This window comes from Deltaproteobacteria bacterium, assembly GCA_009929795.1.
GTDB lineage: Bacteria > Desulfobacterota > Desulfovibrionia > Desulfovibrionales > Desulfomicrobiaceae > RZZR01.
In genome coordinates this window covers 1-1,734 of record RZZR01000318.1, presented here as the reverse complement: position 1 = coordinate 1,734, position 1,734 = coordinate 1, and the positions used below count along the sequence as shown (strand labels likewise).

1 protein-coding gene is annotated in these 1,734 nt (G+C 59.1%); it reads right to left on the bottom strand.

Annotated features, from left to right (window positions below):
• Nucleotides 1–1,734, bottom strand: a 1,734-nt coding sequence (locus tag EOM25_14590; protein NCC26404.1) for a cyclic nucleotide-binding/CBS domain-containing protein, incomplete at both ends; no start/stop codon positions are given.

Here is a 1,734-nt window from a genome sequence, read left to right as displayed (position 1 = left end):
AAGGCCTGGATGTTGCCGATGACCGAAAAGGCGTCCTTGAGGGTCCGTTTTTCCAGTTCCGAAAGCCGCCCGGGATTGATGCGATTGTCGGGTTCGTCGCCGCGTTCCATCTGCCTGAGCTGGTGAACCAATCGAATCTGCATGAGAAATTCGTAGGCGTCGCAGATGTCGGCGTAGAGTTCCGGAGAGATATGCCCGGCCTTTTCCAGCAGTTCGTACCGGGCCAGGGTGTTGGACTCCCGGATGCCGTGCTTGAGGCTCATGAGCCGGGCGAAATCGACAAAGGGCACGAGGCCGCGGCCCTTGATGTCCAGGGTGTTCTTGTGCTCACCGTCCTTCTCGACGATGAAATTTTTGAAGAAGGAGAGAGGCGGTCTGGTGGTCAGGCAGTCCTGGGCCAGCAGCCGCAAAAAGATGTCCTGACGGCGGGCAGTCTCGGTCAGGTGTTCCCGCAGCTTTGTGCCGAGTTCGTGGTAGCCGAATCCGGGTCGAAAATCGAAGAAGATGGTGGCGTGTAGAACCTCCCTGGGCTCGGGCCGGAGAATCCAGTTGTCGAAATATCTCTGCCATACGGAATAGGGCCGGCACCATTTGGGGTTGGAGGCCATGATGTCCCCGAGACAGCGGGGAAATCCGCATCCGACCAGGTGTTCGATGGCCGTCTGGCTGAAGCGCCGGAAATAGTCCTCGGCCTTAACCGCCGTGGCAGGATCCGGAGGATCCTGGTATAGGAGGGCATTGTCCTGGTCGGTGCGAAAGGTCTGTTCGCGCCGGCCCTCGCTGCCCATGAGAAGCCAGCAGAAGGGCAGGGGAGGCGGACCCAGGTCCTTGGGGAGGAGCGTCAGGAGGCGTTCCAGAATCTGATCATTCAGTACGGCGATCATTCGGGTGATGTTCCCGGCCTTGGCCCCTTCTTCGATAAGGGTTCGGACGACCATGGGAATCTTTCGAGAAAGGCCGTAGAGGCCCTCGTAGGTGGCTTCGGCCATGATTTCCTTGAACAGGGAGAAGGGCGATCGGCCTTGGAGGACCATGATGTCATGGGAGGTGATCATGCCCATGGCCGCGCCCTGCCGCTCCACGACCAGATGGTGAATCTGGTGACGCATCATCTTGAGGAGGGCGTCGAAGCAGACGGCCTGGGAATCGATGGTCAGGACCGGCGAGGCCATGATGGTCGAGACCGGGGCCTGATGGTCCAGATCCTGGGATACGACCTTGTAGCGAAAATCCTTGTCGGTGACGATGCCCACGCAGGCTTGGCCCTGGCGCTCGACCAGCAACGACCCGACACCTTCCCGGGCCATGATCACGGCTGCCTGCTGGATGGTTTGGGAAGCCTCGATGGTCACCGGGGCCCGGCGGACGATATCCCCGATGGGGGTGGTGAACAGAAAGAGTCCGCTGTCGGCCTGCAGGGCCACCTTGCGCTGGCGGATTTCGCTGAAGGCCTGGGAAAGATAGCTCTCAGAAAAGTTTTTCAGGTAGTACTGGGCAAACCGTGGCCTAGTGTTGAGCAATTCCAGAAAGAGATGCCCCGGGACAAGAAAGAAAAACGTGTCCTCGACGGTTTCGACATTGAGGTTGGCCTTGCTGCCTTTGACCAGGGCCAATTGGCCGACGCTGGCCCCTTCCCCCCGGTAATCCACCAGGTTTTCAAGGCCTTCCTTGTCTCTCAGGTAGAGCTTGACTCCGCCTTTTTGAACCAGGTGAAGATGTTCAACGGGTGTTTGT